Below are 10,326 nucleotides of genomic sequence, written 5' to 3' on the forward strand. Positions count from 1 at the left end.
GCCCGTCGCACAAAAAGACTTGCATTCATGCAAGTCCAATCATTGTATATTTTTATTCATTTGTTTAATTGCTGCTTTCTCTAAGCGCGACACTTGCGCTTGAGAAATTCCAATCTCTTCGGCAACTTCCATTTGTGTTTTTCCTTGGAAAAACCTTTTTGTTAAAATAAGTTTTTCCCTTTCATTCAGGCGTCTCATCCCTTCTTTAAGCGCAATTTCTTCGATCCACTGAAGATCTTTGCTCTTTTCATCACTTAATTGATCCATTACATAGATTGGATCCCCGCCATCGTTATAGATTGGTTCAAATAGTGAAACCGGATCTTGAATGGCATCTAATGCAAAGACAATTTCTTCATGGGGAACGTCTAATTCCTTCGCAATATCTTCGGCTGTCGGCTCTCTTGATGTCATACCCATTAATCTTTCTCTTACTTGTAATGCCTTATAAGCGATATCCCTTAAAGACCTTGAAACACGAATAGGATTATTATCACGCAAATAACGGCGTATTTCTCCAATTATCATTGGTACAGCATATGTTGAAAATTTCACATTTTGACTTAAATCGAAGTTATCAATAGATTTCATCAAGCCAATACAGCCAACCTGGAATAGATCATCTACATATTCCCCTCTGTTGTTGAACCGCTGAATTACACTAAGTACGAGACGTAAGTTGCCATTAACAAGTTTCTCTCTTGCACTAATGTCCCCACTTTGCATTTCACGGAACAATTTGCGCATTTCTTCATTCTTCAATACTGGAAGCTTTGATGTGTCTACACCACAAATTTCTACTTTATTTCGCGTCATTCTTTCCCTCCTAATTTAGAGGTTGCTGTACAAGTAAAGTATCTCCGGAAGAGGGAAATTTATGCACTTCGTTTAAAGTGAAATGTAGACCAAATTTTCAGACCATTTTATTGAATTCTTTCCGTAAACGTTTAATAATTCGTTTTTCAAGGCGCGAAATGTAGGACTGGGATATACCAAGCATATCAGCTACATCCTTCTGTGTTCTTTCCTCCCCGCCCATTAAGCCAAACCTTAACTCCATAATTTGTTTTTCTCGATCATTTAATTGCTCCAATGATTTTAATAGTAAATTTCGGTCAATGCTTGCATCCAAATCCTTTGTAATAATGTCTTCCTCTGTCCCTAACACGTCAGATAGCAATAATTCATTTCCATCCCAATCAATATTGAGTGGCTCATCGAAGGATACTTCTGAACGAATTTTATTATTTCTCCGTAAATACATAAGAATCTCATTCTCAATACATCTTGACGCATATGTAGCAAGCTTTATTTTTTTCTCAGGATTAAATGTATTTACAGCTTTAATTAAGCCAATCGTGCCAATACTGATTAAATCCTCAATATTGATACCAGTATTTTCGAATTTTCTCGCTATATAAACGACTAATCGCAGGTTTCTTTCAATCAATATGGACTTGGCAGCCTTATCCCCCGTCGGTAATTTTTCCAATAAATGCTCTTCCTCTTCTTTTGATAAGGGTGGTGGCAATGCCTCTTTACCGCCAATATAATATATTTCATCTGCTTTTAATCCAAATTTCATTAATAGTTTGTACCACATAAGTGTAAGTTTGATCTTAATTGTTCTCAATTTCCTTCCCCCCAGTATGTTGTTATGCAGAAATATTTGTCTTTGTAAGCATCTTCGGATGGATGATGCATTCGTAATCCCCGTTAGAAGACAGAATCGTATGGCTTAACCCAATTAATACTTTTTTCACTGTAATTTCTTTTTCATTGATCATAATCACTACTTGATCTGGTCTAATCGCAAGTAAAAATTGATGTTCCTGGCCCACAGCCCGGTATGGAACAATCCGAATACGATTGGCCCAACTTCGATCGATTGTACTAAAATCGAGCATTTCGGGATTTTGGGATTGCTGAATGAGCGCTGCCGGAAAACATGATGCGCACCTTTGTATTTCTAGAATCATAACAGGAGTTTGTGTGATTGGATCATATAGTTGATTACCACTATCAATAAGTCCCTTTAAATCCATGGAATCCTCACCAATTTTAACTTGAACCCTGACCAGTTGTTCAAAGTTAATCTTAGTCATCTCAATTTCTTCTATGTTGTACTTTGAAAAATACCAAACCAGCGGAAAACCAATTAATACCGTTAACCAGCTCACCGGGTCACCAAATCCACTTGATTGTGTCATGAGTGCGCCATTTATGAATGCGATATCTGTTTGAAAAAAATAGTGTAACCCGAGCATTCCTCCTCCGACCATAAATGTAATAAAATAAAAAGTTAGGAGATTTTTAATAAAGTAACGAAATTTCAGGAATCCAAATGCCGAATATACAATAAGTATAGAATAGAGCAGTTTCATAACAGGATATGATGTAATTGCCACATACGGCGTAAAATAAAAAAGAATGATCGATGACCCTATTAATGCTCCTAAAAATATGCGCCACTTCTTTACCTTTCGTTTTAAAATTATGGCAGTTAAAAATAATAAGAATGAATCAAAGAAAAAGTTTAATAACCATATAACGTCCAGATAAATGGTCAATAATTTTCCCCTTTCAAATTGTAAGTACTATGAAACTAGTATATAGCACATCCTCTTTGGAAGTCTGTCATACTTTGACGTCTCTAACATAGAGTTTTTGACATGTTTTTTAGATTATTGTCGAGATAGGAGGTGGAAGCGCCCGTTCAGCGAAGTTTACGAGTCGCTGGGTGCTGGAGCTAGACTGCGAAATGCATACAAAAAAAGCACATACCTTTTAGGTACATGCTTTTCTTTGGTCAATTTTAATGTTAGCGATGACGGTTGCGGTTTCGTAAAAATGTAGGAATATCTAAAGTATCCTCTGCACTAAATTGACCAGCATTATTTAGATGTGGCTGCTCTGGTTGAACAGGCTCCTCTTTTCTTGCCATATTACGATTTGGAACGACACTTGGACGATTTCCAATCATACTTGGGCGGCTTGCTTGAATAGGTTTATTACCTACAGTTTCTTTAAAGCCTGTAGCAATAACAGTTACAACAATTTCATCCTTTAAGTTCTCATTAATGACAGAACCGAAAATCATATTGACTTCTTCATCGGATGCAGTCGCAACAATATCAGCAGCTTCTTGAACTTCATACAAGCTTAGATTCATACCACCGGTTATGTTCATTAGAACACCTTGTGCACCATCGATAGATGTTTCCAGAAGTGGGCTTGAAATCGCTTTTTTAGCTGCCTCAGCAGCACGGTTTTCTCCAGTAGCAATACCGATACCCATAAGTGCAGACCCTTGATTTGACATAATTGTTTTAACATCTGCAAAGTCAAGGTTAATTAGGCCTGGTACAGCAATTAAATCAGAAATACCTTGTACACCTTGACGAAGTACATTATCGGCTTCACGGAAGGCTTCCAGCATTGGTGTGTTTTTATCCACAATTTCTAACAATCTATCATTAGGGATTACAATTAAAGTATCAACATTTTCCTTAAATGATGCAATTCCACTTGCAGCTTGGGTCGAACGCTTACGTCCTTCAAAAGTAAACGGGCGGGTTACAACCCCTACTGTTAATGCTCCTAATTCCTTGGAAATTTGAGCTATAACTGGTGCTGCACCTGTACCTGTACCACCACCCATACCGGCAGTAACAAACACCATATCTGCACCCTTAAGTGCTTCCTCAATTTGCTCGCGGCTTTCTTCAGCTGCTTTTTTTCCAACTTCAGGATTAGCCCCAGCGCCAAGACCTCTAGTTAGCTTCGTGCCAATTTGTAGTTTAATTTCTGCTTTGGAAAGATTTAAAGCTTGTGCATCCGTATTAACCGCAATAAATTCTACTCCTTGCACCCCATGTTCAATCATACGGTTAACAGCGTTGCTGCCGCCGCCGCCGACACCGATTACTTTTATAGAGGCTAGACTATCCATATGTGTATCAAATTGCAACATCATAAAATCCTCCTAAATATCCAAATTGCCATTCAAAGATCCTCATTCAAAAAAGGATTTAAATAATTCTTTCGCTTTCTTTACCACATCAGTATTATTCTTTTTCGGTTTCTTTACAACATGTTGTGTTCTTTTTTGTGGTCGATCAGATTCTTGATTTGAAACTGCAGCGGCAACTTCAGCACCTTGAAGTCTTGCATTTCGATATGCGAATTGGATCAATCCAACACTAGTTGTATATATAGGATCCCGAACGCCGATATAATCAGGTTTAGCAATTCGCAGATTATGTTGTAGAACAAGCTGTGCCAGCTCCAACAGACCTGGTAAATTTGCAACTCCGCCTGTAAATACATAGCCTCCTGGTAAATCCCTATAACCTAATTTTTTTATGGTATCTTGTACCATGAGAAGGATTTCTTCTAATCTAGCTTCGATTATATCAGAAAGGTCAAGTTGGCTATATTGTTCCTGCTTATCGCTGCCGATAACAGGCAATGAGAAAACTTCATCTTCTGATGCGTGATCGTAAAAAGCATATCCGTGCTTTATTTTAATTCTCTCAGCTTCTTCTGTTGAAGTTCTAAGACCGATGGAAATATCATTTGTCATATGATCCCCACCAATAGGAAGTACGGTTGTCACCTGCAAATGTCCATGTTCAAATATAGAAACAGTAGTTTGTCCACCACCAATATCAACAAGAGCCACTCCGATATTTTTTTCATCTCTTGAAAGCGCGATTGCACCTGTTGCCAAAGGCTGCAAACAAATATCAGTAATTTTAAGACCTGCTTTTTCCACACACCTTAATAAGTTATGTAATACCGTTCTTGATCCTGTAACAATTGTTCCCTCGACTTCTAATCGTACACCGATCATGCCACGTGGGTCATTAATGCCATCTAACCCATCAACGATAAACTGGTGTGGGACCACACCGATGATTTCCCTTTCAGGTGGTATTGAAATGACTTGAGCAGCATCAATTACACGGGCAATATCCTCGTTGCCAATTTCCCTGTTCTCACTTGAGACTGCCACAACCCCATGACATGGTATCAGCTGTACATGATTACCGGCAACTCCTACTACTACATGATTAATATCCATTCCCACCATACGTTCTGCTTGTTCGACAGCCTTCTTAATGGATTGTACGGTTTCATCTATATCAACAATAGATCCTTTTTTTATGCCTACAGATTTTACATTACCCACACCTATAATGTTTAAAGAATCACTAGAAACTTCTGCAATGATTACCTTAACATTGGATGTACCGATGTCTAGACTTACAATAATTTCACTGTTGTTCATACTTTGGCACCTCCTTTAAGTTACTCCTATTCATTTAGTATTGTTGTTTTTTAAGTTTTGTTTGATTGATCTGTTAAAAAATTGCTCAACATTAAAATTATTCAACACGAACGACTATTTCCCTTTAATAATATAGGAATTTTTTCTATTTTTCTCGTGATGTTGACCATTTCGACAAAAGTAGTCTTCTGATCACCGCAATGTTTTGGAATAAGCGAACCCCAAAAGCGAAGACAGCGGCTAAGTATAAGTCTACACCAAGATGAACACCTAGAAAAGACAAACTTGCAGCAAGTAAAATATTGGAGAAAAAACCACTAACAAACACTTTATCATCATAAGTATTTTGCAAATGTGCCCGTATTCCACCAAACAAAGTGTCTAGTGCCGCTAATACTGCAATCGAGAGATAGTTTGAGTATTCATCAGGTATGCGTATATCAGTTAGTAAACCTAAAAAAATACCAAGCAACAAACCTAATACCGGTAACCACATTTAACTGTTCCCCTTTTCTAAATTAACAGGTTCAACAGGTTGCATATACTTATTTCTTAAAACCTCATCATAAGCAGGTAATGTAACCTCTTGTTGTAATGTTGATGTTAATTCCAAATTTTCTAATGCAAAAAATTCATCGACAATTTGCGAAACCTGCATTTGATTATGCAGTTTTTCTGCATTCTCGGCAATGACCTTAATTTCAATTGGCAAAGGGCCAAGTGGAGTGTTATTTATATAAGTTTTACCATTTACATCACGGATTGGGGATGTAACAATAATTCTTTCATCGTCAACCGAAACAGCCAATGCTTTATATCGGTATAGTTCATTGATTAGTCGAATGAGCAGATCAGGCGGCACAGTTTGATATGGTTCTCCGATCATGGATTGGTTAAATGATGGACTAATTTTGATTAAAATTCCAGAGCCTTTTTGCTCAGTTAGTCCAATTTTCTTCTTCAATTCTTCCAGTTGTTCCGTTATTCCCTCATATTTACTATTATAGGGAGCTTCTTCATATTTCCTTAATGTGTCTTCCTTTGTTCTGATCTCTTTGTACAGCTCCGTAATCAGCCGCTGCTCATGCTCAATATCTTCACGAATTTCCCATATATCTCTTGTATCCCGGACAACTGGTTCTTTAATTGTTTGAAATTGAATGGCCATCATAAAACCTAATATAGTTGTTATTAAAGCTAGTGTTACTTTACTCTTGCTCCTCATTCTTTTCTATCACCCTTCATTACACAGCAACCTGACAATCCTTTAAAATTAACTTTCTTTCGCTTCAAAATATGGATCAAAAATTAGTTCACCTTTTTTTTCTATTTTCACTTCAATATTATCCATGACAAGCTGGTCCCGAACCCCATGTAGAATAACTAAGGAGCTATATAACACTTCCGGGTCACCAATGGCAGAAATAACAAAAGGAGCGTTATATTCATTGCCATCAACGCTTATTACAGGCCCAATACAGGCTATATAACTATTTTGGACGAGCCTTTGCCCATTTATGGCAATTGCTTTTGCGCCTGCGGTCCGGAGCTCGTTGATTACTTTATGAACATGTCCTTCATGAACAATATAATTATTGGCGTTGTCCTCTAACTTAACATAAGAGGCATCCGTTAAGGTTACAGTTACTCCGGGCCCCTTTACTTGAACTTCTCCAGCAAACATACGCAGCTTTTCAATGTCTTCAACCAACGTTTTAAAAGACTTTTCCTGCTGCGCAAAGTTGGCCTCAATTTCACGCACACTTTGTTGTTTTTCCGTTAATTCCTGTTGCAGCCTTTTTGTTGTTTCTTCTAATCTTATTAATTTTTCGCGATACTCAAATTCTCTTTGCCATTGCTTCCCTTCAGCCACTGTGCCGGTGTGACTGTTCGTAAATTGATAGGAGAACGAAATTAAAAAACCTAAAACGATAGCCACAAAAGAAAGAACGACATGTTTACCGTTCACCTTCAATATTTTCATCCCCCTCATTTTTATATGCCTTAAAATAAGAACCGACTTCAAGGTGGATGACTCCAAATTGCTCATCAGTCAATTGTTCTTTGATCATCGGATAATTTTTAATTTTTTCTGAAAAGCCACGAATTGTAGCACTGACCTCTTGTCCATCATTCATAAACAATGTAATGTGAAGCGGGTCGCTATCCTCCGGAGTAAGATGGATTTCGGAAACCCGATTGAGTATGCTGTCCGGCACATGACGAAGCTGTGCTGCCATTTCCTGAAGCTCCTCACTCTGTGCCCAATTTATTAATAACGGTGCATCCGCAGGAATATTTTCCAACTTATCCTTTTCAAGGATTTTCCCTGTTTCTAAAATTGGATAATAGGATGTACCATCAATTAAGTAAGCTACTCTAGTATTTTCCCTCACAACTATCTGTATTTGATTAGGCAATTTCCGTGTGACCTCAACCTTCGATATTTCATCATGCTCATTAATCTTTTTAGCAATTGCAGAAGGGTCAATTTTCCAAAAGCTTGTCCCTTTTTCAATACCACTAGCGTTAATGATCGCCTCATCTGATACATGGATATTTCCTAATACATGGATAGTCTGAATTTTACTTAAAGGGGATTGAAAATAAAGTATGAAGATAACTAGTACAAAGAATAAAGATATATATGTTATAAACCTTTTGTTTGCTTTTTGTTTTCGCTGCTCTTTTAATTTCGGTATACGGTCTTCGATATCAATAACTTTATTATTTTTCATCCAAAAATCCCCCATACTGCTCTAATACCATAGACAATACAATCAAATGCGCCTCAGCGTATTTGCGAAGGCGCATTTGATTTGGTTCTATTATAACAAAAGTTAACATGTTTTTGTTATTATTTCTGCTTAGTTTTTGCCAATTATTTCAACCTCAGTTTTCATTTCTACACCAAACTTTTCCATAATCACGTTCTGGATGTGTTTGATTAAAGCTAATACATCACTAGCTGTAGCACTTCCCGTGTTAACGATAAAGTTACCATGCAATTCAGATACTTTTGCGCCGCCAATTTGATAACCTTTTAAACCTGCTTTTTCTACTAGCTGACCAGCATAATTCGGTAACGGATTGCGAAAAATACTTCCGGCACAAGGATAATTATAAGGCTGAGTTTCACGACGATAATCTTTATTTTTTTGCATTTCATGAACGATTGTAGCCTTATCCCCTTCCTTTAGTTGAAAAACGGCTTCTACTACGATTCCCGGTCTTATCTTTTGTAACACAGAGGTACGATAAGAATAGTTCATTTCCTCATTTGAAAGCCATTCACAGCTCCCATCTTGAAAAACAATAAGCGCCTTAGCGAGGATTTTGGAAATATCGGACCCGTGTGCACCGGCATTCATATAAACTGCGCCGCCAACGGATCCGGGAATACCTCCTGCAAATTCAAAGCCAGATAGTCCCTTTTTACTGATTGTGGTAGCTAATGAAACAAGTGAGTAACCACCGCCCACATGAACCTCGGTTCCAGTTACCTCTAGGTGATTCAATCCTTCTCCTAGTTTTAAGACGACTCCACGTATCCCTTCATCAAGTACAAGTAAATTAGATCCACGCCCAATTGGTGTAATGGGAATTCCCTCTTCATGAATGATTTTTATAGCATTAATTACGCTTTCTACATTCTTAGGTTCTACAAAGAGATCGGCAGGGCCTCCAATTTTCATTGTTGTGTGATTTTTTAATGGTTCATTTAATAAAACCTTGCCAACATTAGCTTCTTCCAGCTTCTTTTTCAGTTTTTCCATATTGCCCCTCCTTTCAGTTGTATTAGTTTATGATACGTAGGCTTGACACGTACGAAGCAAGTCATTTGATTAATTGTTCCATTACGGCATACAGTTTATTAGCAGCCGTTGGGATCCCCAATCGGGCAGAGGATTGTTTCATTTGCATCAACGTTTCTTCGTTTAAAAGGACATGATCTATATCCCGTAATAGAGTGATGCCATTCATTTCTTTTTCCAATCTTACAATAGCTGCCCCGTTATCACCAAGTGCACGTGCATTTTTTTCTTGATGATTATTCGTAACATAGGGGCTTGGGATCAAAATGCTTGGGATTCCAAGTGCAGTAATTTCTGCTAAAGTTGTTGCACCAGCCCTTGCCACAATTAAATCAACCCCAGCTAGAACCTCGGGCATGTTATGTAGAAAAGGCTTAATGATAACATTGTCCGGGTTTCCTACTTTGTTAACTTCCTTTAATACATTTTCGTAATGAACGTCGCCGGTCACATATAATACTTGATAACTTTTTTCGCGAACTTTTGGCAACACTTCAATAAAGGCGTCGTTTATTGGCTTCGCCCCCCTACTGCCACCTACAATTAAGACGACTTTTTTCGTTGGATCAAGACCAACTGATCTTTTTCCTATATTCCCATCATTACCGATAACCTCGGATGCCCTTGGATTTCCGGTTAATATCGTTTTTTCTTTAGGAAAATATTGACCAGCCTCTTCGAAACAAAGAGCTACTTTATCAACATATTTGCTCAAAAATTTATTTGTTAAACCTGGAACACTGTTTTGTTCATGAATGATCGTAGGTATGTTAAGCTTTGCTGCGGCATAGACTACTGGTCCGCATACATAGCCGCCAGTTCCTAGCACTATATCAGGCTTAAATTCCTTGATATACTTTTTACTTAAAGATGTTCCTTTTAGAAATCGCATGATCGTTTTAATATTTTCGAACGACAATTTCCTTTTAAACCCGGTAATTTCAATTGATTTAAACGGAATATTTTCCCGTTCTACAATTGATTTCTCTAAACCTTTTTCCGTTCCGATATATAAAAATTCAGCGTCCGGTTGATGTTTTTTAATCTCTTTAATAAATGCAATTGCCGGATATATATGACCACCTGTACCTCCGCCACTCACTAAAATTCTCATGGTCATCCCCCTTATTAGAAAAGCACAAGCGCCTTGCTCATCGCCGTACAAACTGGAGGGCACAACGACAGCGATAAAGGAAACTTGAATTGCGTTAGCAATTC

Annotated in this window: 11 protein-coding genes; all 11 read right to left on the reverse strand. The window is 37.7% G+C overall.

Annotated features, from left to right (window positions below; translation table 11 throughout):
- Window positions 1-39 precede the first annotated feature (39 nt).
- On the reverse strand, window positions 40-816 hold the full coding sequence (gene sigG, locus BAZO_RS20570) for an RNA polymerase sporulation sigma factor SigG (RefSeq protein WP_003333417.1): 777 nt from the start codon (window positions 814-816) through the stop codon (window positions 40-42).
- Window positions 817-913: 97 nt separating this feature from the next.
- Window positions 914-1,633 carry an RNA polymerase sporulation sigma factor SigE gene (gene sigE, locus BAZO_RS20575; RefSeq protein ID WP_003333418.1) on the reverse strand — a complete coding sequence of 240 codons (720 nt, stop codon included), beginning with the start codon at window positions 1,631-1,633 and terminating at the stop codon, window positions 914-916.
- Window positions 1,634-1,655: 22 nt separating this feature from the next.
- The gene (spoIIGA, locus tag BAZO_RS20580) at window positions 1,656-2,570 is read right to left on the reverse strand and encodes a sigma-E processing peptidase SpoIIGA (protein ID WP_003333419.1); all 915 of its coding nucleotides are present in this window, start codon (window positions 2,568-2,570) and stop codon (window positions 1,656-1,658) included.
- 251 nt (window positions 2,571-2,821) lie between these two features.
- Complete coding sequence (gene ftsZ, locus BAZO_RS20585) at window positions 2,822-3,973, reverse strand: cell division protein FtsZ (protein WP_003333420.1); 1,152 nt, start codon at window positions 3,971-3,973, stop codon at window positions 2,822-2,824.
- 42 nt (window positions 3,974-4,015) lie between these two features.
- On the reverse strand, window positions 4,016-5,293 hold the full coding sequence (gene ftsA, locus BAZO_RS20590; RefSeq protein WP_003333422.1) for a cell division protein FtsA: 1,278 nt from the start codon (window positions 5,291-5,293) through the stop codon (window positions 4,016-4,018).
- Between the two features lie 145 nt (window positions 5,294-5,438).
- On the reverse strand, window positions 5,439-5,789 hold the full coding sequence (locus BAZO_RS20595; RefSeq protein ID WP_003333423.1) for a small basic family protein: 351 nt from the start codon (window positions 5,787-5,789) through the stop codon (window positions 5,439-5,441).
- Window positions 5,790-6,518: a DUF881 domain-containing protein gene (locus tag BAZO_RS20600; RefSeq protein WP_003333424.1), complete on the reverse strand. Its 729-nt coding sequence runs from the start codon at window positions 6,516-6,518 to the stop codon at window positions 5,790-5,792. It lies immediately after the preceding gene.
- A gap of 48 nt (window positions 6,519-6,566) precedes the next feature.
- Window positions 6,567-7,268, reverse strand: coding sequence for a DUF881 domain-containing protein (locus BAZO_RS20605; protein WP_003333425.1), 702 nt, complete (start codon window positions 7,266-7,268; stop codon window positions 6,567-6,569).
- Window positions 7,252-8,031, reverse strand: a complete 780-nt coding sequence (locus BAZO_RS20610; RefSeq protein WP_003333426.1) for a cell division protein FtsQ/DivIB — start codon at window positions 8,029-8,031, stop codon at window positions 7,252-7,254. Before BAZO_RS20610 ends, BAZO_RS20605 begins: the two co-directional genes overlap by 17 nt.
- Window positions 8,032-8,160: 129 nt before the next feature.
- Window positions 8,161-9,069, reverse strand: coding sequence for a UDP-N-acetylmuramate dehydrogenase (gene murB, locus BAZO_RS20615; protein WP_003333427.1), 909 nt, complete (start codon window positions 9,067-9,069; stop codon window positions 8,161-8,163).
- Window positions 9,070-9,130: 61 nt separating this feature from the next.
- Entirely contained in the window at window positions 9,131-10,222 is a 1,092-nt protein-coding gene (gene murG / locus BAZO_RS20620; protein WP_003333428.1) for an undecaprenyldiphospho-muramoylpentapeptide beta-N-acetylglucosaminyltransferase, read from the reverse strand.
- Window positions 10,223-10,326 lie beyond the last annotated feature (104 nt).

This window comes from Schinkia azotoformans LMG 9581, from assembly GCF_000307855.1.
In the GTDB taxonomy this organism is placed as follows: Bacteria; Bacillota; Bacilli; order Bacillales; family Bacillaceae_J; genus Schinkia; species Schinkia azotoformans.

Bases quoted from the DNA above. Each gene is read 5' to 3' on its own strand.
- sigG (WP_003333417.1), bottom strand. From the start codon at position 816: ATGACGCGAAATAAAGTAGAAATTTGTGGTGTAGACACATCAAAGCTT.
- ftsZ (WP_003333420.1), bottom strand. From the start codon at position 3,973: ATGTTGCAATTTGATACACATATGGATAGTCTAGCCTCTATAAAAGTA.
- ftsA (WP_003333422.1), bottom strand. From the start codon at position 5,293: ATGAACAACAGTGAAATTATTGTAAGTCTAGACATCGGTACATCCAAT.
- BAZO_RS20595 (WP_003333423.1), bottom strand. From the start codon at position 5,789: ATGTGGTTACCGGTATTAGGTTTGTTGCTTGGTATTTTTTTAGGTTTA.
- BAZO_RS20600 (WP_003333424.1), bottom strand. From the start codon at position 6,518: ATGAGGAGCAAGAGTAAAGTAACACTAGCTTTAATAACAACTATATTA.
- BAZO_RS20610 (WP_003333426.1), bottom strand. From the start codon at position 8,031: ATGAAAAATAATAAAGTTATTGATATCGAAGACCGTATACCGAAATTA.
- murB (WP_003333427.1), bottom strand. From the start codon at position 9,069: ATGGAAAAACTGAAAAAGAAGCTGGAAGAAGCTAATGTTGGCAAGGTT.
- murG (WP_003333428.1), bottom strand. From the start codon at position 10,222: ATGAGAATTTTAGTGAGTGGCGGAGGTACAGGTGGTCATATATATCCG.